The organism is Chloroflexus aurantiacus J-10-fl (assembly GCF_000018865.1).
GTDB lineage: Bacteria > Chloroflexota > Chloroflexia > Chloroflexales > Chloroflexaceae > Chloroflexus > Chloroflexus aurantiacus.
In genome coordinates, this window is the sequence record NC_010175.1 from 2,342,867 (window position 1) to 2,365,022 (window position 22,156).

Annotated in this window: 13 protein-coding genes; 7 read left to right on the top strand and 6 right to left on the bottom strand. The window is 55.9% G+C overall.

Features of this window, described 5'->3' with window-relative positions; all coding sequences use genetic code 11:
- Window positions 1-36: 36 nt before the first annotated feature.
- Window positions 37-1,965 carry an ABC transporter ATP-binding protein gene (locus CAUR_RS08960; RefSeq protein ID WP_012257580.1) on the top strand — a complete coding sequence of 643 codons (1,929 nt, stop codon included), beginning with the start codon at window positions 37-39 and terminating at the stop codon, window positions 1,963-1,965.
- The gene (locus CAUR_RS08965) at window positions 1,962-3,839 is read left to right on the top strand and encodes an ABC transporter ATP-binding protein (protein WP_012257581.1); all 1,878 of its coding nucleotides are present in this window, start codon (window positions 1,962-1,964) and stop codon (window positions 3,837-3,839) included. Before CAUR_RS08960 ends, CAUR_RS08965 begins: the two co-directional genes overlap by 4 nt.
- 184 nt (window positions 3,840-4,023) lie before the next feature.
- Here the strand turns inward: CAUR_RS08965 and CAUR_RS08970 are convergent, their stop codons facing one another.
- Window positions 4,024-6,747, bottom strand: a complete 2,724-nt coding sequence (locus tag CAUR_RS08970) for a clostripain-related cysteine peptidase (protein ID WP_012257582.1) — start codon at window positions 6,745-6,747, stop codon at window positions 4,024-4,026.
- 1,186 nt (window positions 6,748-7,933) lie between these two features.
- On the opposite strand from CAUR_RS08970, the gene gatA reads away from it, so the two are divergent.
- From gatA to CAUR_RS08985, 3 genes are all read left to right on the top strand, one after another.
- Complete coding sequence (gatA, locus tag CAUR_RS08975; RefSeq protein WP_012257583.1) at window positions 7,934-9,397, top strand: Asp-tRNA(Asn)/Glu-tRNA(Gln) amidotransferase subunit GatA; 1,464 nt, start codon at window positions 7,934-7,936, stop codon at window positions 9,395-9,397.
- Between the two features lie 102 nt (window positions 9,398-9,499).
- Entirely contained in the window at window positions 9,500-9,745 is a 246-nt protein-coding gene (gene rpsR / locus CAUR_RS08980; protein ID WP_012257584.1) for a 30S ribosomal protein S18, read from the top strand.
- A 121-nt stretch (window positions 9,746-9,866) separates the two neighbouring features.
- The gene (locus tag CAUR_RS08985) at window positions 9,867-10,337 is read left to right on the top strand and encodes a Fur family transcriptional regulator (protein WP_015909108.1); all 471 of its coding nucleotides are present in this window, start codon (window positions 9,867-9,869) and stop codon (window positions 10,335-10,337) included.
- Window positions 10,338-10,504: 167 nt separating this feature from the next.
- Here the strand turns inward: CAUR_RS08985 and CAUR_RS08990 are convergent, their stop codons facing one another.
- The 4 genes from CAUR_RS08990 to CAUR_RS09005 all read right to left on the bottom strand — a co-directional run bounded on the left by CAUR_RS08990 (window position 10,505) and on the right by CAUR_RS09005 (window position 14,778).
- The gene (locus CAUR_RS08990) at window positions 10,505-11,053 is read right to left on the bottom strand and encodes a nucleotidyltransferase family protein (RefSeq protein WP_012257586.1); all 549 of its coding nucleotides are present in this window, start codon (window positions 11,051-11,053) and stop codon (window positions 10,505-10,507) included.
- A gap of 9 nt (window positions 11,054-11,062) precedes the next feature.
- Window positions 11,063-11,680 carry a GNAT family N-acetyltransferase gene (locus CAUR_RS08995; protein WP_015909109.1) on the bottom strand — a complete coding sequence of 206 codons (618 nt, stop codon included), beginning with the start codon at window positions 11,678-11,680 and terminating at the stop codon, window positions 11,063-11,065.
- A gap of 50 nt (window positions 11,681-11,730) precedes the next feature.
- Window positions 11,731-13,155, bottom strand: a complete 1,425-nt coding sequence (locus CAUR_RS09000; RefSeq protein WP_012257588.1) for a serine/threonine protein kinase — start codon at window positions 13,153-13,155, stop codon at window positions 11,731-11,733.
- Between the two features lie 273 nt (window positions 13,156-13,428).
- Complete coding sequence (locus CAUR_RS09005) at window positions 13,429-14,778, bottom strand: acetyl ornithine aminotransferase family protein (protein ID WP_012257589.1); 1,350 nt, start codon at window positions 14,776-14,778, stop codon at window positions 13,429-13,431.
- A 277-nt stretch (window positions 14,779-15,055) separates the two neighbouring features.
- On the opposite strand from CAUR_RS09005, the gene CAUR_RS09010 reads away from it, so the two are divergent.
- Together CAUR_RS09010 and rbsK are read left to right on the top strand one after the other, a co-directional pair.
- Entirely contained in the window at window positions 15,056-18,427 is a 3,372-nt protein-coding gene (locus CAUR_RS09010) for a cyclic nucleotide-binding domain-containing protein (protein WP_012257590.1), read from the top strand.
- A gap of 325 nt (window positions 18,428-18,752) precedes the next feature.
- Window positions 18,753-19,664 (top strand): ribokinase, encoded by a 912-nt coding sequence (gene rbsK, locus CAUR_RS09015; protein WP_012257591.1) that lies wholly within the window; start codon window positions 18,753-18,755, stop codon window positions 19,662-19,664.
- Window positions 19,665-20,550: 886 nt separating this feature from the next.
- Here the strand turns inward: rbsK and CAUR_RS09020 are convergent.
- Entirely contained in the window at window positions 20,551-22,062 is a 1,512-nt protein-coding gene (locus tag CAUR_RS09020; protein ID WP_012257592.1) for a TRM11 family methyltransferase, read from the bottom strand.
- Window positions 22,063-22,156: the final 94 nt, after the last annotated feature.

Genomic DNA, 22,156 nt, shown 5'->3' on the forward strand with positions numbered 1-22,156 from the left:
GGTTTCGATTAGCAAAGGTTCAGGAAAGAAACAGGTATGCAGGCTCAGCGTGGAATGACTTCCGTACCGGCTCAGCGCCCGGCTTCTGGTGCGTTGATACGGGCCATTCGCTATCTTGGCCGTCAGCGACGCACTGTGCTGATCGCCTACGGTTCACTGGTGTTGGCCACCCTGGCTCAGTTAGCCGTACCACAACTGGTACAAAATATGATCGACGCGGTCACGCGCAGTATTGTCGCGACCCGGATTTTGACGGAAGTGCCGGCGGCATTTCAGGCTGCGGCAGCGGCACAGCTTGGTCTGACCATCGAAGCGTTGCAGCGTGATGCGGCAAATGCTGAAGGGATTGTGCTTAATGCCGCGCTATTGATCCTGGTCTTCGCCGTCATGCGCGGTGTCTTCTCGTTTTTACAATCGTTCATGGCAGAGCAGACTTCGCACGGTCTGGCTTTCGATCTACGCAATGCAATCTTCAGCAAGATTCAACGCATGTCGTTTAGTTTCTATGATCGCAATCAGACCGGGCAATTAATGGTACGTGCTACCGATGATGTTGAACGGGTGCGCACATTCGTGGCTCAGGGTCTGGTGCTGGCTGCCCAATCGTTTCTACTGTTAATCGGGGCGTTGATTGTGCTGGCCTTTACCAACTGGCAATTAACGCTGGTTATTCTGCCTTTGTTGCCAATTGCGCTTGCTGTGTTCTTTGTCTTTGGTCGCATCAGCCAGCCACTCTTCCTGGAAGTGCAAAATCGGCTTTCCCGTCTCAACACGATTTTGCAAGAAAATATCGCCGGGATTAAGGTCGTGAAGGCATTTGCCCGCGAGCCGTATGAAGAACAACGGTTTGATCAGGCGGCTACTGCGCTGATGGAGCAGCAAATTCGGGTGAACCGGATTTTTGCCTTCCTCTTCCCGGTGATATTTTTAATTGCCCAATTAGGCCAGGCCGCCATTCTCTATTTTGGTGGTCAACAAATTCTAAACGGAACGCTGGAACTCGGTGAATATCAGAAGTTTAGTCTCTATCTGGTGTATGTCTTCTTCCCACTCGGTCAGCTCGGTTTCATTATCGCATTGCTGGCCCAGGCCGGCGCCTCAGCCGGGCGCATCTTTGAAGTGCTCGATGCGCAGAGTGAGATTGTCGAACGACCAGACGCTATCGTGCTGCCACCGTTGCAGGGGCGGGTAGAGTTTCGCCATGTCACTTTCCGTTACTTCAACAGCAGCGCTCCCGTGTTGCAAGATGTCAGTTTTGTGGTCGAGCCGGGACAAACGGTTGCTCTGCTCGGCGCAACCGGCAGTGGCAAAACGTCGATCATCAATCTCATCCCGCGTTTCTACGATGTCAGCGAGGGGGCTGTGCTCATCGATGGCTATGACGTGCGCGACGTCACTATCGACAGTCTGCGCAGCCAGATCGGGATTGTGTTGCAAGAGAGCAATCTGTTTAGCGGAACGATCCGCGAGAATATTGCCTTTGGCCGCCCTGATGCCAGTGATGACGAGATCATTGCCGCAGCTAAGGCCGCGGCTGCACACGATTTCATTATGAGTTTTCCTGATGGCTACAACACGCGGGTGGGTGAACGGGGGATGACGCTTTCCGGTGGGCAGAAACAGCGGATTGCGATTGCCCGTGCGCTCTTGCTCGACCCACGGCTGCTCATTCTCGACGATAGCACCAGCAATGTTGATGTGGCAACCGAAGCACTGATTCAGCGGGCGCTCGACCGTCTGATGCGTGGCCGTACCAGTTTCGTGATTGCCCAACGAATTAGCACCGTGCGCAACGCCGATCTGATCCTCGTCCTCGACAAAGGGCGACTGGTGGCCAGCGGTACGCACGCCGAATTGCTTGAACAAAGCCCAATCTACGCCGAAATCTACGCTTCGCAACTGATTGAAGACGCCCCGCTACCCTCTACGAATGGTCAGGGTGAAGAAGGAGTGACAGGACGATGATGGGAGGACTGGGCGGCCAAGGCCGCATGCTGAACACTGATGTCCAGAAGCCGAAGAATGTACTGGCGACGATTGCCCGCTTCTGGCCCTACTTTCGCCCCTACTGGCCGGTCGTGGTGCTCACCTTCGTCTTGATCACCGCCAGTGCCCAGTTGCAGGTCACTGCTCCTGAACTGATCGGTCAGGCGGTTGACTGCTACCTCTTCCCGCGGGCCGATGCCTGCTGGTACACCACGGTCGATGCCGCAGCAACGAATGCCGACCGTCTGAGCGGGCTGACCGGCCTGGTCGGTTGGTTGCTGGTTGTGTTTGTCGGTGGTGCTTTTCTCCAGGGCCTGGCCTTCTTCAGTATGAACTGGGTTGGGCAGCGAGCACTCCGGCAGATACGAGAGGATGTTTTCGCGCACATTCATCGGCTCTCGCTGGGTTATTTTGCTCGTAACGAAGCCGGTAATGTGATGAGCCGGATCACCAGTGACACCGATACGATTCAGCAGGCCCTGAGTTTTGCCTTGCTGAGCGTTGTCAGCGGCTTCTTGCAGATTGGTTTGACCATCAATGCAATGGTTCTAAGCAATCTGCCGTATGCGCTGATCAGCCTGAGTGTGGTGCCATTTATGGTGTTGGCGACCTTCTATTTTTCCACCCAGGCCCGGCGAGCGTTTCGCGCCAGTCGGCAACAAATGGGCAATGTGAACGCCGGTTTGCAAGAGAGTATTGCCGGCGCTCGCGAAGTACAGGCCTTCAACCGTGAGGCAGAGAGCATTGCCCAGTTTGAGCGGACCAATGCCGCCAACCGCGATGCAAATATTCGAGCAGCCAGTTTCACCAGTGCCCTGAACCCGGTGCTGGAAGCCCTGGGATATGTGGCCATCGCCATCGTTGTGGTTGTCGGTGCGCTGAGTGCGCTGCGCAATGTGCCCCTCTTCGGTACCGGGATCATTTCACTGGGAACGATCTTTGCCTTCATTCAATACGTGCAACGCTTCAATCAGCCCATTCAGCAAATTGCTTCTCTCTGGACAAATGTCCAGAACGCGATTGCCGGTGGTGAACGCATCTTCGGGCTGCTTGATGTGCAACCCGATCTGGTTGATGCACCGAATGCGTATCCGCTACCGCCGATCCAGGGTCGGGTCGTCTTCGATCACGTCTGGGCCGAATATAAACCGGGTGAGCCGGTACTGCGTGATGTAAGTTTTATCGCTGAACCGGGACAAACCATCGCTATCGTCGGCCCGACCGGTGCCGGCAAGACCACGCTGGTCAATCTCATCCCGCGTTTTTACGATGTCAGCGCCGGGCAGGTGACAATTGACGGTCACGATGTACGTGCGGTGACCGCCGCCAGCCTGCGTTCGCAGATCGGCATTGTGCTGCAAGACACCTTCCTGTTTGCCGATACGGTGATGAACAATATCCGTTATGGACGCCTGTCTGCCACCGATGACGAGGTCATCGCTGCGGCTCAACTGGTCGGCGCGCAAGAGTTCATCGAGCGGTTACCCGACGGCTACCAGACGATCCTCGGCGAGCGAGGTACCGGCCTTAGTCAGGGGCAACGGCAACTGATCGCGATTGCGCGCGCAGCGTTGGCCAATCCCCGCATTTTGATCCTCGATGAAGCGACCAGTAGCGTTGACACCCGCACCGAGCGGATCATTCAGCGCGCGTTTGATCAGATGCTGGCGGAACGAACCAGCTTTGTGATTGCTCATCGCCTGAGCACAATCCGTAATGCCGATCTGGTGCTGATGGTCAAGAATGGTCAGATCGTCGAACGCGGCTCGCATCAGGAGCTGTTGGCCTTGCGCGGCGCGTATTACGATCTGTATCAACAGCAATTTGCCGCCGGGGTAGAGGCAATTTCCTGAGTAGAACCTCTCTCGCCAACTGGCAGCCACGCAGGCTGACCGCAGCCGGTCTTATCCGCGCCGGCATAAGGGGCGGGAGATGATTTATTCCATCCTACAGAGTAGGGTAGGTGCAGTCAACGCCTGCGCCTACCTCTGTAGAGAGCGTGCAGGACTCCCTGTGTCGCACTGTTTAGTGCAATGGTCAGCGGGCAACGATGGGTAGATAGCGATCATACGCCAGTGGTAGTCCGGTAATGAGCGGGAACGGCGTGCCGCCGGTCGGGACATCAGTGACGCCGCCAATGCCGACTGGTCGATCTGTTGCCAGGTATTGACGAACAAAGGCGCTCCAGTCATCGTTCTGGCCGCGATACAGCAGATATTCGACCAGCAGCGGTTGGGTGCCCAAGAGAGCGTGGTGAGGGAACAATTCGGCCAGACCAGCGCCGATGGGTAACTCTGGTAGCCCGACCTGTCCGTTTGCCAGGCGGCGGGTGGCTATGACCAGTGGTGTACTTCCACCAAGGGCATTTCGCAGGTTCAGGGTCGCAGTACGGGCTGCCGCCAGATCGGCGGCCTGTAGCGCTGGTGCATTAGCCAGAGCTGTCGCAAAATCACCGAGATCGATAAAGGCATCTTCCGGTGCCGGGAAGCGCTCTCCAAGTGAGTCCCGCATTGCATTGATCAGCCCATTTCCTGAGCTATCATAGGCTGTACTGCCGGCACGCACATCCATCAGCAACAATTGCATTATGGCGGCGCGCTCATTGAGGACACGTGTTAATTCAACCGCCAGCGCATCGCGTGCCGCCTTCACTTCATCAGCACGCGCAAGGTCAAGGGCCGTCAGCGCATATTCACGCAAAACACCATCGGCCCGCACGGCGTTGCCGTACAATGCCGGCAGATCAATCGCAACCTCCCGCGGCGTGTTGTTAGTCGCGTTTAGCCGATTCAACACGCGGTTGAGCCAGGCGGTGCGCCAGATTTGTCCGGGTGGTGCAACCAGATAATCAGCCGCCGGGGCCAGGGCCAGTGCTGTGTTCAGATTGGCCGTGAGAGGGGCCTGCATCAGGATCAGATCGAGGCGTTTCGCTGCGGCTGTGGTGGCATTGGTCAGCGCCGTACCGAGATCGGCCATCGTCATGGCCGGTATATTCGCGACCGACTCATCACTGCCAAAACCGAGTGCCGGGTGAGCCGGGCCAACGAGCACCAGCATAGTGCGAGTAGCCGGAAATTCGGTCAGGCCAAATCTAACAAATTCGCGCAGAGTCGCCGGATCGGCACTGTTTGGCTCTAATCGGTTCCGGCAATCAACGGCACTGCCACGCAAGGCACACATCTGACCACCGGTACTCCCATAACCGTCGTAGAAGGTCACAATCGAAAGATTGGGATAGGTCGTCGCCAATGAGCGCAGGCGCTCTAGTTCGAAATCCGGGCGTGCAACAGCACTAGTGCGCAATGGATCGCCGAGTGCATTATCAGCCGCAACGTAGATCAACACCGTCCAGCTCGCCGACGGCAGACCATCCGGCAATCCCTCATCATCGACCGGTCGCACCGGCAGCGAAGGAGGTTCAGGCAGAAATGTGATCGTCCGTTCGGCAAAGCTGTAACCGTAGGCGGGCAACTGCTCTGTGCCGCGATTGTCGTGAACGATAGCGTACCAGCGATACGGATGGCCGTAGCGCAGGGGGAAGGTGGCAAAACTGGCCGGCACGAGATCAATGTACGGTTCATCCGCGGTGAGCAGTGGACTGCACAATTGCGGTGGTAAGCCGGTTTCCGGGACAATCACCACCGGATCGTAGAGACAAATCTGATACAACTCGTCTTCGCTGCCTCGCGGTTCGATGGAGAGACGCACCGGACTGTCCTCGCGCAGCACCAGGCGGGCACCAGGTTGTGGATCAAGCAGGCGCGGTGAACTAAGCTCCAGGTCGAGGTCGAGAATCTCTTCACCGGCGGCCAGTTCGCTAACAACCGGACCGGCCAGGAGGCCAAGACGACGCTGATCTCGACTCCCACTCAACGGCTGATTGACAAACCAGACCTGATACCTTTCTCCGTCCGCGAGCGGCGGCACATCGAACTGATAGCGAAACCCATCATCGGCAGGGGCTACATCGGCGGTGGCAACAACCGTCTGACCGTTCGTGTCGGAGCGTACCAGAAGAACCTGCACATCGCTCAGATCGGCTGTGTCCCGGTTGAGCTGGCTGACCCGACCACCCAGGGTCGCCAGTGTGCGTGTGCATACCTGGGCTTCAATGTCATCGAACGAAAGCGCGAGTGCGGTACCGTCATTGACGCCGCGCATCGTGATCTGCAACCGCGCAGCGCCTTGATCGACCAGCGATGCCACGTCGGTGGCTGCCCAGGTGAAGCTGCGCCAGTTACCATCGGCCCGGCCACTGAGCGGAATATCCACGGCAAAGACACGTCCGGCAGGTGTAGGGTCATCGGGTAGATTGAGCGAAATGGTCACACTATCGTTTGGGCCGAGGGCATCCGGCACAATCCGGTACCGTAATGAACCAATTATCTGTTCGGTAGTTGGTGGTATTGAAAATCGTTGCCCGAAGGCATCAACATCGATGCCACCATCACCGTCGCCATCGTCATCCTCGACCAGAAAGATGGCCTGGGGTGGTGAAAAGACGCGGGCAGCCGCCGTGGTAAAACTGACCTCGTTTCGCAGTGGTCGCCAGGGGGAGGAGGATGGCGAGCGATCAATAGCCGCGTCCTCAGTCGCATCGAAGCAAACCAGATTTGCCAGAGTTGCTGATGGCTCATCGTGCGCAGCACCGGATTGTGCCGGCCAGGCAGTCATCAGCAACATGAGGCAGAAGAGTATTGAAAGCCGGCGCAGCCAGTACGCAACCCGCCGGGTCGAAGTCTGGTACACGAGAGTCACCATGCGTTGCTGCTCCACTACAGGCGATATACCATATCACCCCGGTATCCTCAAAGTCGTTCTCGCTATTGGTGACATCGTAGCGGACACATTACCTGATTCCGGTATCAGCTTTGGAGTGACGTTGTGCAGGTCGTGATACCAATCGTGACACCTTTTATAGCGTGACCGACTCGATCCTCCATAATGCGCTGGTTACAGGTGTCAGATTCTCACTATGAGTTCATGCTACTACATCCTACATCGTTGTGGCTGCTGAAGCCAGTACAAATTTGGTTAACTTGAGTACCAATTGTTGGGTAGCACCGGCTTCGGTGCGGACCCCCGATCCTGCGCGTATCAGGTGGGAAGCGCGCCTCTGGCGCGCTCCCAGGGGGAGTACCGGCTTTAGGAAGGGTTACCGATCCTCTATGAGCGCGCCAGAGGCGCACGCTCCCAGGGGGCACTGGCTTCAACCTGGACTCCCGATCCTGCACAGATGGTGGATGAGTGACCATGCAGCCGCAGGGTTTCCCCCTGACACATGTTCGTCATTGACAGGCCAGATGATCGTGATGAGAACACATGTTGTACCCGTAAACTGAAGAGTAACCGGTGTAGAGGACGTGGATAGCGTACTTCCACGCGTCAGACTACGCTACACGTGCATGAGTGCGCGAGAACGATGTCCCATCGTAATTGCGCTGTGGATGGACGAAATAGCTTTAGGCAGTAATGCAGGGTACAGGAATGATTTATGAGTGAGTACACTCAGCCACTGTTGGTCAGGTAAGCCGGGTCTCCTTCAGTCAGGCGGAGCAGTGGATGAGATGCTGGACACGCATTGTTGCATGCATAAGACCAAATCTTACTCAACAATGTGCATCGTTCAGGTGTGATCCTCGTGCTGAGGCATTGCCAGGTATGTCACCGGCGAGTCGGTTAGTTGTCGTCTACGTAGGCCGTAGGGGCACGGCATGCCGTGCCCCTACTGGAGTCCAGCGGTGTATCGTTCAGGTGTGTTCTTCATGTTGAAGTATTACCGAGGCCGTAGGGGCGACGCATGCGTCGCCCCTACAAGCTAACGGATTTGATTTGATACAAGATTTTCGCAGATCGTCCTGTTCAGTAGCCTGATGGACCCTCTCTCTGCCTGGGCGAAGTCTGGTACAATAGAGCGACTATGCGCCACGACTCCACTGGAGGCGATATGACTGAACTACACCATCTCACCGTCACTGCTGCACAAGCAGCACTCGCTGCCGGCGACATCACGGCGGTGGAACTTACTGAAGCCTGTCTGGCCCGGATCAACGCTACTGAACCGACAATCCGTGCCTTTCTTCATCTCACACCAGATGCAGCCCTGGCTGCGGCACGGGCTGCCGATGAGCGGCGGCAACAAGGACGCTCACTTGGACCGCTCGACGGCATTCCCATCGCGATCAAAGATGTTATCTGCACCGATGGCGTTCCGACGACTGCCGGCTCACGGATTCTGGCCGGTTTTCGCCCCCCGTACAATGCCACAGTGATCGAGCGCCTTGTTGCGGCGGGGGCCGTTCTGGTCGGTAAACTCAACTGCGATGAGTTTGCTATGGGTTCGAGCACCGAGAATAGTGCCTATCAGATTACCACCAACCCGTGGGACCCAACCAGGGTCCCAGGCGGGAGCAGTGGTGGTAGCGCGGCAGCAGTCGCTGCCGGGCAGGTGCCGGCAACCCTGGGGACCGATACTGGCGGCTCGATTCGCCAACCGGCTGCGCTCTGTGGGATCAGCGGTCTCAAGCCGACGTATGGCCGGGTCAGCCGTTACGGTCTCATTGCCTATGGATCGTCACTCGATCAAATCGGGCCAATGGCCTGGACAGTTGCCGATCTGGCGGTACTGCTCAACGTCATTGCCGGCCATGATCCACGTGATGGTACCAGTGCTCCCATTGACACTCCCGATTACACCACAGCTCTGACCGGTGACATTCGCGGGTTGCGGATCGGTATTCCCCGTGAATATTTTGTTGAAGGGATGGAGCCTGGTGTCGAGTCGGCTACCCGTACCGCTATCGAGGTGTTGCGCGATCTGGGTGCGATCCTGGTCGATGTTTCGTTGCCACACACCAGATATGCGTTGCCCACCTACTACATCATTGCCCCCGCCGAAGCCAGTGCCAACCTGGCCCGCTTCGACGGCGTGCGCTACGGCTTCCGGGCCGAGGGTGAAACGATGTGGGAGCAGATCGAACAGACCCGTGGTCAGGGATTTGGTCCCGAAGTTCGGCGTCGCATCATGCTCGGTACCTATGCTCTCTCCGCAGGGTATTACGATGCCTATTATCGACGGGCCCAGCAGGTGCGCACGTTAATCAAGCGCGACTTTGAGCAGGTGTTTACGCAGGTCGACCTGTTGGCAGCACCGACCTCGCCAACCGTTGCCTTTCCGATTGGTCAGAAGATTAACGATCCGCTGGCAATGTATCTGAGCGATGTCTGTACGTTGCCGATCAACCTGGCCGGTGTACCGGCGCTGGTCGTCCCATGCGGTTTCAGTGAGGGGCTGCCGGTAGGCCTGCAACTGATCGGACGCCCCTTCGATGAGGCCACGCTGCTACGGGTAGGTGATGCCTACCAGCGCCTGACCGAATGGCATACGCAGCGTCCCAGGCTAGTGGTTTAGGCAGCCGGCGTCTTTGCGCACTGATCGGTCAAGATATGGTATACTAGAAGACGGCTTAAAACAAATATGTCGCGTCGAAAGATATAAGGAGAGAGACAATCAATGAGTCGTTCGCGAGCTTCAGGTCGGCCTCGTTCGCGCCGCCGCGAGTGTGAATTCACCAAGCTGGGCATCGTCCCGGACTACAAGGATGTCAAGCGCTTGCAGAAGTACCTGACGGCGCAAGGCAAGATTCTCCCCCGTCGCCGTACCGGCGTCTCGGCTAAGATGCAGCGCCGTCTGGCGGTTGCGATTAAGCGAGCACGTCACCTGGCCCTCTTGCCGGTTGCTCCATCGCATACGCGCTAACGCACCGTGGTGTAACGCCTGTTGGGGCGGCCCTTGTGGCCGCCCTATGTCCATCGTATACGCGCTAACAACAGTGGTGCGACGCACTTGCTGAGAGCGTTGCACCTGGATGCAAAGCACTATGACCACAAATGCTTCCTCATCACCCCAACCGTCGCTTGATACACAGGCCTGGCTCAATAGTGTTCGGGCAGCATGGCAGCGTACCGGTTTGCGCATTACGCTTCCTCGCATGCGGGTGATTGAAACGATTGCGTCATACCGTGCTCCTTTCAGTGCCGAACAGCTTTACGCCGATCTGTGTACGCACAGTGAAACTCCTGGCCGGGCAACTGTTTATCGCACCATTGAACAACTTCACGCCAGTGGCTGGTTGGCCCGTATTCATGGGCCGGTCGGCGAAGAGGGGTATGTACCTTGCCATCCTGGTCATCTTCACCACCTGGTCTGTACCAGGTGCGGTGCGGTCACCAGCTTTGAAGGGTGCGATCTCGATAATTTGCTGAATCGGGTTGCGGCTGAAACTGGCTTTAGCGTGGAGGGGCATCTCTTGCAGCTCTTTGGCCGTTGTGCGCGCTGTCAGGCCAATTGATACAAGCTTATCGAAGTAACTGTGTAGAGGAAGAAACGGCGAAGGTAGTGCTTTTGCCGTTTCTTTGTTTGGGGGTTGAACAGGAACTAAGGACACCCTCGACAAAGGCGAAGAGGCGGTATGGTTACGCCATACCGCCTCTTCTCGTTTGAACTGACATCTCGATGCTACGGTATGGTAATCCCGAAATCGAGGAGACGGGGGCGAACGATATCGAGTGCGTTCATGCGTTGGAGACGCATAATCAGATAATCTATATCAAGCTGGTGACGCCGGATGATCCCAGCCGCATCCTGCGTATCGTGCTTACCCTGTTCAGGCCCACGCTGTAATAACAATTTGTGGGCCACAATATCTTCGGGCGCAGCCAGAAATACCTGGGCACCGAGGAGTGGCGCACGACGCCGTCGTTCCTGCATGAGATCGTCAAGCCAGAATGGATGACTGGTTCCGGATCGCCGCACGCTAAGGTCCTCAAAGACTTTGATACCACGCCAGATCACGCGCGAACCATCAGATTGCACCGCTTTATGGGATTGCTGCAATAGATTGACGATCCGCGACAATGCCTGTCGTTGCACCAAAATATCTACGTCATTCAGAGGACGGCGGTCACCATACACATGAGCTGCTGCTCCACCGATAACTGCCCAGGCTATCTGATCGCCGTCGAGTAAACGTTGGACGATTGCAAGATTTCCGGCGATGAGTGACATGATTCCCTCTTAAATAAGCGCACCACCGGCGGCTAGCCACGCCTCGCGGGTTAATTCCATCTCGTAAAACTCAACCTGTGCATCGAAGCGATTGCGCCGAAAATAAGGGCGCAAGTGTTGATACTGTTCTTCATCTAACAAGCGTAACACTGGCTCATTACCAACATGGCGCCATTCGCTGCCTAAACCAACAAAACCCAATCGCTGATAGCAGCGCACTGCCCGTCGATTGAAAGCCGCCACATCGAGAACCATACGCTGGTAACCAAGCGAGCCAAAGTAGTAGGCCAGGAAGAGGCGCAGTGCTTCCCCACCGAAACCCTGACCAACATACGGCTGGGCCAGGGAAATACCTAACCGTGCCGACTGACGTTGGCGATCAATTTCACGTAACGATAAGCGACCGATCAACGTTCCTGACCTCAACTCAATGGCCCACGCCTCAGTTGCACCTGTCCAAAACTGATCATCGCGATCAGCCTGATATGGACGCGGGATATTCCACAAGGAACTGAACGGTTCACTATAACGCGGCCAGCGCTCTTGCATCAATGTGTCGGCTCGTCGCCATGGACGAATTTTTACCCGTTCACCGAGCAATTCGCGCTTCTCCGCTTCCTGCTCCACACCGCCTCCTATCATACCACGATTAAACTACGCTTCAACGCTGCTGGAACTTACTGCTGTCGACGCAGATAGTTCATTGACATCCAGCCTTCAATCACCTGGCCGTTGAGTTCAAACTGCACTTTTAACCATGGAATATTATCGGCCATCACCGGGCCTTCCAGCTTACGCACGACCGTGCCGTTGGGGACAACCATCATGATTGTCTCCGGTCGAGTATCTGGTGCAGAACGTAAATTTAAGCCCTCATTGATATTTACGACGTATAGTTCCTGGGTGTTTTGGTCGGCAAGGTTCAGATCGGGCCACTGCCATGCGGGTAATTCCGGCAGGCGTGGCGCACTTAGATTCAAGCGATCAAAGGCCCAGGTTACTGCCCAATACGATCCAAAGGCAACGGCGAGTAACAGCAATATCATGATAAGCCAGCCGGTCAGGCTACGCCGCCGATCCTGGCGGCGAAATTGATCAATGTCGAAGGCAGCGGTTATAGCCTGGCTGAAGCGGTCACGCAGGTCTTGCGAGCGCGAAGGAGCCGGTGTGCGAGCAGGGTTGGTACTGCCGACCGGCGCTGCTGTTCGTTCTGGTACCGGCAATGCAACCTGTGCCACTTCTGGTCGGTTCACAGCGAGTCGGCGCGTAGGCACGGTCAACTGATGCCAGAGATTGTTGATAGCAGAGCCAAACACCTGGGCATCGGCGAAGCGTTGCCCTGGTTCGCGAGCGGTCGCCTGGGCAATAAGATCGTCAAGTGAAGGTACGTGCATTGTCGGGCGTACCTGTGACAACGAAGGAACCGATTGCGTGAGGTGGGCCAGTGCAGTTGTTTTGGCATCCTCACCGCGGATCGGTCGCTGGCCGGTAATCAGTTCAAAGAGTAAGATGCCCAATGCATAGACCACACTTGCCGGCTGGGCTGTCTGACCGGTGCTTAATTCGGGTGCCCGATAGTAGGCCAGATCGGCGGGTACCAGGGCAGGTGCAAGGAGCCAGCTCTCGACGAGTTTGACCTGATTATCACCGACAAGTAACAGGTTCGCGCTGCTAATGGGGGGATGATACAATCCCAGCGGGAGTTCGGCTGAACGTTGGCGCTGACAGAGCGCAATAGCATCGGCCACCTGGCGCACAATGCTAAGAGCCTGGGCAACGCTTAAGGCACCAATTCCGTACAGTGGACGGCCTTCGGCGGCTTCGGTAATCAGGAAGGGGCGACCATTGCTTTCACCGCTGTCGAACACTTCCAGGAAGACGGGGTGGGATCGGCGGGCACTTTGGGCCGCTTCAGCGAGAAACTGCTGCCGCTTCTGTTCATTACCGAGCAGAGACTTTCGTAACAGATGCACAAATACCTGTCGCTGAAGCCGCAAATCGGTTGCTTTGTACACCACCGCGAGGCGTGTCTCTCCGAGCGCCTCGTGGACCTGATAACGGCCAAAGATGACTGGCGGATTTGTTGTTCCAGGTGAGGTCATGCGCGAGACCTGTCACTCGTGTCTGACAGTATCGTTTTAACTATTACCAATAGTGTTGCTGATCTTACTACAAGTCTTTCAAGTCGATCAGCAGATAACTATACTTTACCCGCTCCGGTAGCGTTTTGGGATAGGCTCTACATCTCTACTCTTAGTATACCGCTGTCGCGCAAAATGTGCATCATCTAACCCGGGATGAGGGCGTTGCCACCAGCTTATTTTTGCATACGGGGCAACCCACATGTACCGCGGGTTGCCCTCCTTCTGCCCAGGCTACGCAGTCAGACAGGCTTCAATTGCCAGTGCAAACCGGGCTACGGCCTCGTCGGCCTGAGCTTTCGTCAGGGTCAATGGTGGGCAGAAGCGGATTGTTGAGGCACCGCAGGTGAGTACCAGCAGTCCTTTGCGAAAACTCTCGACCATCACTGCCTCGGCCAGCGCACCGGCGGGATTGCCCTGACTATCGACAAACTCGACACCGATCATCAGGCCGCGCCCGCGTACTGCTCCGATCTGCGGGAATCGCTGCTGAAGGGCTTGCAGTTGTTCGAGGAGATAGGCACCAACCGTGGCGGCATTGTCCATCAACTCCTCTTCAACCATCGTGAGCAGTTCATACGCGACCGCACAGGTCAGACCATTCCCGCCATACGTATTGCCATGCGAACCGGGTTGCCATTTGCGGGCCAGCTCGCTGCGGGCGATCATGGCACCCAGCGGTAAACCACCGCCCAGTCCCTTGGCCGAAGCCACAATATCGGGCACAATACCCTCGTGTTCAAAAGCCCACATCTTACCGGTACGACCCACACCACTCTGCACCTCATCAACGATGAGCAGAATGCCGTAACGATCACAGATCGAGCGCAGACGAGCCAGCGCTCCGGGAGGCGGCACTACATAGCCACCCTCACCCTGGATCGGCTCGATAATGATGGCGGCAACTTCTTCCGGGGGGGTTGTGGTCTTGAACAACGTGCGCTCGATCAGATCAAGACAGGCAATGTCACACTCTGGAAAACGAAGATTGATCGGGCAGCGGTAACAATTGGGATAGTAGGTATGGCTGACGCCGGGTAGCAGCGGGAAGAACCCCTGGCGCTGGCGTGGTTTGGACGCGGTGAGCGAAAGGCTGCCGTAGCTGCGACCGTGAAATGCGCCGTAAAAGGCAATAATGTTCTGGCGACCGGTTGCATAACGGGCCAGTTTAATACTGGCTTCAACTGCTTCCGTGCCACTGTTCGTGAAAAAAACCTGCCAGTCCTTGCCGCCGGGCATCAGTGAGACCAGCTTCTCGGCAGCGCGCACCATTGGTTCGTTGTAGAAGTCGGTGCCTGCCATGTGGGTGAAGCGTTGAAGCTGTTCCTGGGCAACCTGGATCAGACGCGGATGGCAATGACCGGCAGCCAAAACTGCAATGCCTGCATTCATATCGAGGAAGCGATTGCCATCGACATCCCAGACCTCGCAGCCCTGCGCATGGTCAATCACCAGGGGGTACACCCGTCCGAGTGGGGCAATTACAGTGTGATCGCGAGCCACCAGCTCCTGCGCTCGTGGGCCAGGAACCGGGCCCGGCATGTAATCGGTTGGCAACCGTGCCGTTTCAGTGTGTGTGGTCATGATGTGCTCCCTTGCGGCTAACTCCAATTGTCAGGGTCATCATTGTAGCCGACGTGCAGATCAGGCGTCAAGCATTGTCAATGGCGGTATAGTTCAGGCGTTGAGATTGTCCTCACTTACCTGTGGCTATCGTTCCTGTTTCCTATTTTCTATCTCCTGTCTTCTCTGCAACATACACATTAACCCAAGAGTCGGCAATCCTGGACATACCTGTTATGATGAGAATGCGATATTTCTTGCTCGTTTATAACGATGACATCTCATCGTGAGCAGTTGTATGACACCATTGTTGAATTCTCATCATCGCCTCTGGACAGCCATAGAAGAGCAGATAACTACACCTTCTGCGCAGCGGCGTTTGTTATACCAGAGTTTGCAACGTCGGCTACACTCCACGCCTGCCGGGGAAGGTGGGGTATGGAGTATTCTCCGCCAGCGCGCTGATCCGGTGCAATACCGACCGCAGCGCATCGATGGAGTGATCGAGGAGACCGTCCACGAGGGTGACCAGCAGGTGACGGTGTTACGCAGTCCGGGCGGACACTACCTGCGGCTCAGCCCTACCGAACGTGAAATCTGGCAGGCGATGGATGGCACGCAAACCATCGCGCAGTTGGCGATGATGGGTTTTGTGCGCTTCAAACAGTTGTTGCCGGTTGCCGGACTGGTCGAGACGTTACGGACACAGGGATTTCTCGTTGATCGCCCGGTTGGCATCTATCGACACATACGCGCTCGCCTCGAACAGCATACGGCTGAAGGCTGGGGGCAGCGTCTTTTACGCCTTACCCATGGCCATACGTTTACCCTGTCGCATACTGATGGTGTGTTTGAATTGCTATACCGTTGGGGCGGACGGTGGCTCTTCAATCGTGTGTTTGCGATATTGCTCGGCATTATCTGCGTGATTGGGTTGCTTTGCTACTTTTTGCCGGGTACGCAGATTGAACTGATCAGCAATGAATCGTTTGCCCTCGACGTTTTGTTGTTGGGTGTGGCGTTGTTTGTGACCCTTACGTTGCACGAGATCGCCCATGGCCTGACGGTCAAACATTTCGGTCGTCAGGTATCGCGAGCCGGGATTATGCTCTACTTCGGGATGCCGGCGGCTTTTGTTGATACCAGTGACATCTGGCTGGCCCCACGCAATGCCCGTATTCTCGTGTCGCTGGCAGGGCCGCTATGTGACTTGCTGGTCGGTTCGCTTGCTGCGATTATTGCTGTCTTAGCACCCGAAACAATCGGTGGAGTATGGATGCACCGGATTGCAACCGCTTCATATCTCACGGCGCTCTTCAATTTCAATCCACTGCTCGAACTTGATGGTTACTTTATCCTGGTTGACGCCTTGCGCCTGCCCAATCTGCGTAAGCGGGCACTGGCATTTATCAGTGGGCCATTCTGGCAAAAGTTGCGTTCCGGGGTCGCGTTGAATCGTGAAGAGCGGATTTTTGCCGGTTATGGGCTGTTAAGTGCGGTTTACACGGCGGTAGCCGTCGTGATGGCGATTCTGTTCTGGCAGCGACAGTTTGCCGGTATGCTCAGTAACCTGTGGGCCGGCGGTTTGATCGGGCGTCTGCTGGCAATCGCACTCGTTGTCCTGGTCATTGGGCCATTACTGATCGGTGTTGGCTTGATCGGTTGGGGAGCAGTGCGAGCCGGCGCTGCCTGGCTGAATCGACGTGGTTATGCCCGTAATCCATTGATCGTTGCCGGTGCATTTGGCTTACTGGCGCTGATGGTCGGTCTTCTCCCACTACGCTTTGGGTTGAGTCTGGAGATTGGCGTTCTTCTCACCTCGCTCTGGATAGCCGCTGTGGTGGTGCAGTGGTATCTACAACGTGATTACGAGGGAGCCTGGATCAATCGGGCACTGGCCAGTTTTTTATTGATAAGTGTTATCGAACTGATCGCACAGGCAGGCTATCTCATCGCGCCGGCAGCGGCCCGTCTCTGGTCAGGAATGGAGGTTGTGGGCTATGCGTTGTTGTTGTTCGCGGGGTTTGTCGCTCTCCTTGATGTTGATCTGCATCAGCAGCGCAGCGGTGAACTGATCGCCAGTGCGTTACTGCTTACCATTGCCTTTCCAGCCGGTGCACTTGCCGCCGAACTGATTCGCCAGACGCACCCAGAGTACAGCCCATGGTGGGCATTGATTGCTGCGGTTCCGGTGTACAGCGGGTTGATCGGACAGGCATTGCTGTTACCACTCTTGATTAGTTTACGCGATGCCCGCCTCTTCTGGAGCTGGTTGCTGCTCTGGTTTGGTATTCTGGTTCAGATTGGCAGCTATTTGCTCGAATTGCTGCCAATGTGGCGCAATACACCACCAGCCTTGACCCTGCTGGTTTTGGCCGCAGGTTTGTGGGCAGCAGCCTGGGCAACGCATCTGGTCACACTGCGTAATATTAGCCTGCATGAGTTAAGCTGGCCGTTGGAGCCGGCGCTGGGTGAACGTGTCCGCTTGCAGGATGGCTTTCGCCATGTCTATGTTGGACTATACCGGTTACTCCGTAACAATTATGGTATTCAGCGCACGACTGCACTAGACAATCGGATGGATGTGCTGGCGGCAACTGCCAACTGGGAGATCACATTTGATCGCGATCAGGTACGGATCAGCCCGGTGGTGATGGAACAACCGCTCGATGTGCAGGGCACCCGTTATGCCGAGGTCTTGCGCTATGCGATAAAGACGCTGGAACAGCTTGCCGGTCGCACCTTCGCCCGACAGGCGCTCGTAAAAGCGTATGATGCACTGCCGTGGCCAGAGCGGGAGGCACTTGAACGCCATTGTCTGCCCCATATGCCGTGGGCAAAGGATATTTCACGTGCTTTTGGCGATGCTCGTGAGGCGCGTATGCGATTGCTGCGCCAGATTGAGTTATTCGTGGCCTGCGATGACCAGGAGCTGCAAGCGCTGGCTGCGGCCTTTGTGCCGCAACGGGTTGGCGCCGGCGAACTAATCCTGCGCGCCGGCGAACCACCAGATGGCATCTGGGTGATTGAGACGGGCGAGATTCTGGAGCGTGATGGTGATCGGGTGCGTGAATTGCACCGTGGCGACTATTTCGGTGAGCTGCAAGGGCCAGAGGTGACGCAGTGTGAATATCGGGCTACTATCGAGAGCGAACTCCTCTATTTACCGGCAGGTGAGTTGCAACGAATGTTGCGTGAAGCGGCACCACACACTGCTGAGGGGGCTGAACTATTGGCCCGCATGCGTCTACTCGAACGAGTTCCGTTGCTCAGTGACCTGTCACGGGCCCAATTGCGCGAGTTGGCCCGGCAGGCCGAACGGATAACTGTTGATGCACGTCAGGTGATCATCCGTCAGGGTCGCCCTGGCGGAAAACTCTACGTGATCGCACATGGTCAGGCAGCCGTGTTACGGCAGGAAGAGACGCCGCAAGGACCACGGGGACCGGCTCGTTTGATTGCCCGTCTGGGGCCGACCGAGTTTTTTGGCGAGATGGAGTTTCTTCGCAATACCCCGCCGGTTGCCAGTGTTGTGGCTGTTACTCAGATGGATTTGATTGCACTGCCGCATCAGGCACTAGCTCAATTGATGCTGGGCGGTGATCGGGTCATTCACCGGCTAGAACACCTTGCTGGCGGTCGTTTGCTTGAATTGCAGGCAAAGTCTTGAAGAGCGCAGTGCGCTGCAACTGGCCCCATCTCCACCCGCCCCCGCTGGGGCAAGAATTGCCGATGCAGGTCAGGGTTGCGATACACCTTCGGAAGCAGGCATGGCGGGCGATTGCCAGTGATAGGCGCGTCGGAGGCTCGCGCTCCCAGGAAACAGTCAGGCGCGTGATTCCGATTGGATAGATAGAATAGCTATGAGTCCGCATTGTCTGATGGTGGGCAGGACAAACCGAATTGTTTGCCGGTCCCGCCATTACCATTCCCGGCAACATTTGCTATGATGTTGACCTGAGCCTTCGTTGATGAACGTCTGAGGGAGCACATCTATGACTCCTACGATTGTGGTTGTCGGTAGCCTGAACATGGATCTGGTAGTGCGCGCACCACGCCATCCACAACCGGGAGAGACGGTTATTGGTAGTGATTTTCAAACCTTTCCGGGTGGTAAAGGGGCAAATCAGGCGGTGGCCGCAGCCCGGTTGGGAGCACGTGTTCACCTTGTCGGGCGGGTGGGAGTAGATGCGTTCGGTCATACCCTGCTGGCGACAGCCCAAGAGCACGGCGTCGATACCACCTTTGTCCAGCGTGACCCGACGGCACCTACCGGTGTTGCGCTGATTACCATTGACTCTCACGGTCAAAATACGATAGTTGTCGCGCCGGGTGCGAATATGCAGGTAACGGAAGCGGATGTGCTACGTGCAGAGTCGGTGCTGGCCACGGCTGATATGCTGTTGATGCAACTTGAATGTCCGCTTGAGGTCGTGATTGCGGCGGCCCGCCTGGCTCATCATCACGGTGTTCCGGTGGTGTTAAATCCGGCCCCGGCCCGTCCGTTACCGGTTGATCTGTTGGCGCTGGTTGATTTCCTCATTCCCAATCAGCTTGAATTGCAAGCCCTTGCCGAAGGTGAAGCCGATCTGCGCACCGCAATTCGCTATCTGCAACAACGTGGTGCTCGCAATGTGGTGGTTACCCTGGCTGAAGCCGGCGCGGTCCTGGCCGAAGCCGATCAGATCATCCACGAGCCGGCGTTCGAGGTACCGGTTGTCGATACGGTGGCGGCGGGTGATGCGTTTGTTGCTGCTTTCTGCGTTGCCAGCGCCAGCGGCAAATCGCCGCAGGAGGCTGTACGTTGGGGAAACGCAGCCGGTGCGCTGGCAGTCACCCGTGAAGGTGCGCAGCCGTCATTGCCGGCCTATCGAGAGGTGCTGCGGTTGTTGAAGGTTAGTGGGTGAGGGAATTTGCCCGGCATAACCCAAGTTGCCACCTTTATCACCACAGAGACACGAAGGACACCGAGGATGTGGATAACCGGGGTTGCTCCCGTGAGGTGTGACGTAGCATGTCCATGGGAACCGAATGCTACCCACATCGCTCATGCGGTTACGCCACATGGTGTTGCGGGCAACGTCAGGCTGTTCATCCTGGCAGTCAGCCTCCGTGGTCTGCTCACAATCATAGGTGGCAACTTGGATTAAATTACCGACAGGATGATCGTGACGAGGACACACATCATCTTAGTGACTGGCAGGGTGCATAGCATGATACGAGTCAGATCGTGAGCACGGCTGCTACGGCAGCATGGCTGCCGCACTCCAAACGTCGCGCCACGCGCATGATGAGCGGGCAAGGCAACCAATCAAGTGTAGATGGCCGCAGCGCTGCTCGTTTCCATACCGACATGCCGGGAGTAGAATATGGTGTCATTGATAATTGGCAAGCGTTCATGAGCCTGTGTGATAAGCTGGTAGCATGACCTCATATTTATTGAGGTACGTTCTAGTAATTGTTCATCATTCTGTAGCAGTTTTTCGACCACGTCAGGAATTGCGTTGTAGAACTTATTTCAAAAACCATCCGTGACCGGTAGGTTCAACGGCGTGCCATGCGCTGGAGCGTGAGCACGGCTGCTGCGGCAGCATGGCTGCCGCACTCCAAACGTCGCGCCACGCGCATGATGAGCGGGCAAGGCAACCCTTCCAGTACGTGATGGCATGGCTGGAGCTGCGCTCTGCCAACGGGCCAGGAGCCGGGTAGGTTGTCGTTGGTGCCTGGCACGCGGTTATGCGTCTGTGCGATCTGAGCACGATAGCACGGCTTTATGTAATTAGTTCTATTCTATCAGGTAAGTTTCTGCGCGAGCGGTAGGTGTAAATAATATCTGGAGTGTTTCGTAGCGTTTCTATTCATTATCGGCTTGCGCAGAATAAGGACATGCTCTGCCAAATTCTGCCTGGTGACAGTAGCACGCCGGGTGCGCCACAGCTCAATACCTTCCAATTCATATCCAACGCTGTGAGCAACATCAGCTAACAGGTGTGCGGTGGGAATATGCACCCGGAAAAATGACATTTGATCGCCAACAACATACGCACAACGTGCTCCAGGCCGTAATTTTGGAAATAATGCTGCCAGATGGCGGTACATGCCACCAAAGTAAAGACGAACCACCCGATGATACAGTCGTTCAAATCCTGATGTTTTGCCTAATGCAAGCCGTCGTTCTTCAACTTCTTCGGCGATGCGCACAATGGCCGGAATATCTTTAATATAGACATCGTCGTTATCTCCGGCAAATACATTCCGTGAGTTGCTACGGAGTAGATTCGCTTTCAGTGCGCGCAGCTCTTGTTTCGTTTGGATCAGGCCAAGCAGAACACTCTCCAGGCGAGTGCTGCGCGTATAGTCTTTCTCGTTTGGGTAAGGTGGCGAGGTAATCACAATACCAATCGGTGGACAGTGGTCAAGACGCGAAAGCGATCGCGCATCATCCTGGTACATATATGCAGGTGGAAATGGCAGCGGTCGGTTTTTCCGAATGGTTTGTATGTCTGCAAGCATCCGCTCAACAGTGCTGGCAAATGCGCCAATGACATCAGCATCTTCACGAGGCGGCAGACAGTATATCTCCGGGCCGAAGCCAATATTACCGGCTTTCGTAACAATCACATGGGCCAGTGCTAGGCGCATAAAGTCTCGAATACAATCTTCAGCAACTGCCTGTTCGATGGCAAATCGAATGGCCAGCACTCTCAGCAGAGGCTTCGGACTTATAAATCCTTTCGGTATCAGCGTGGCTACTGAAGAAGGAAGGATTTCATCTGGATGAAACTGTTCGGCAATATGCCTGTCCGCAATGGCATTTCCCTTCGATAACAGCGGTGTAAACAGGTCTAGTTGATGATTGCCGTCTGGAATTGGCTGTAAACCTACCCGACGGAGACAGGCGATTGCCAGTTCTAACGTATCATCAAGGCAGCGCAGTACCGCCGCAACATCGATATCCCACGCCATCTTGACGCGAGTTGCCAGCAGTGCAACAGGATTGGCATCACTACTGATAGTAGGAAAACCCTGTAATCGAGCCTCTACCGGTGTCGTAGCCGTGCCGCAAAACGGATCAAATACCCAATCTCGCTCAGCGTCAGCATTAAGGCGATGTAAATATTCACGTACTAAATGAGGTGGATAACCGAGAATGAAGCGATACCATCCATGAATTGGTTCGTCAGCCGGCTGTAACTGATTCTTCGCAACATACTCTGCTGCTGATGGCCCGGCAATGGTTGAACTATGCGGCATGGTTTCTATTTTTCGCATAAGTATTGCCTTTGTCTGTGCTGGTGAAATCATACACGCAATGCCGATCAACAGCCATGTCTCATAGTCCAAATCTGAGTCGCACCGGTTGGATACCTCTCGCAATGGACCGGGCAGGGCAGGAAGT